Source organism: bacterium (genome assembly GCA_024742285.1).
GTDB lineage: Bacteria > Myxococcota_A > UBA9160 > UBA9160 > UBA4427 > UBA4427.
In genome coordinates, this window is the sequence record JANSYR010000051.1 from 1 (window position 1) to 1,051 (window position 1,051).

Genomic DNA, 1,051 nt, shown 5'->3' on the forward strand with positions numbered 1-1,051 from the left:
ACTCGTGCGCGGCCTGACCTTCGGCGCGGTGAAATAGGGACAGATCCATGGGACGCATCACGCTCGACAAGGTCCGCAAGAAGTTCGGCGACGTCGAGGTCATTCCCCCCCTCGACCTCCAGATCGAGGACGGCGAATTCGTCGTCTTCGTCGGCCCCTCCGGCTGCGGGAAGTCCACGCTCCTGCGGATGATCGCGGGGCTCGAGGATCTCTCCGGCGGCCAGATCCGCATCGACGGCAAGGACGCCACCGAGGCGCCACCGGCGAAACGCGGCCTCGCCATGGTGTTCCAGTCCTACGCCCTCTATCCCCACATGAGCGTGCGCAAGAACATCGCCTTTCCCCTCCGCATGGCCGGGCTCGACAAGGCGGAACAGGACCGCCGCGTCACCGCCGCCGCCGAGGTGCTCAACCTCACCGACTACCTCGACCGCCGCCCCGGACAGCTCTCCGGCGGCCAGCGCCAGCGTGTCGCCATCGGCCGCGCCATCGTGCGCGAACCCAAGGCCTTCCTCTTCGACGAGCCGCTCTCGAACCTCGACGCCGCGCTCCGCGTCGGCATGCGTCTGGAGATCAGCGAACTCCACACGCGGCTGAAGACCACCATGATCTACGTCACCCACGACCAGGTCGAGGCGATGACCATGGCCGACAAGATCGTCGTCCTGCGCGCCGGCAACATCGAGCAGGTGGGCTCCCCCCTCGAACTCTACCGCGCGCCCTGCAACACCTTCGTCGCGGGCTTCATCGGCAGTCCGAAGATGAACCTCGTCACCGGCGAGATCGCCGCCCGCCACGGCGCCGAAACCATCGGCATCCGCCCCGAGCACATCTCCGTCTCCTCCGATACCGGAGAGTGGCACGGCCGCGTCGGCGTCTCCGAGCACCTGGGCTCCGACACCTTCTTTCACGTCGCCTGCGAGGGTATTGCCGATCCCGTGACCGTCCGCGTCGGCGGCGAGGTCGGCGTGCGCCACGGCGACGAGATCTGGCTCACTCCCGACCCCGACCAGCTCCACCGGTTCGACAAACAGGGACTGCGCATCACATG

General features: G+C 67.6%; 1 protein-coding gene. It reads left to right on the plus strand.

Features of this window, described 5'->3' with window-relative positions; genetic code table 11:
- Positions 1-47: 47 nt before the first annotated feature.
- Positions 48-1,051: ABC transporter ATP-binding protein (locus tag NXI30_29075; protein MCR9098293.1), on the plus strand; the 1,004-nt coding region annotated here is incomplete at its 3' end.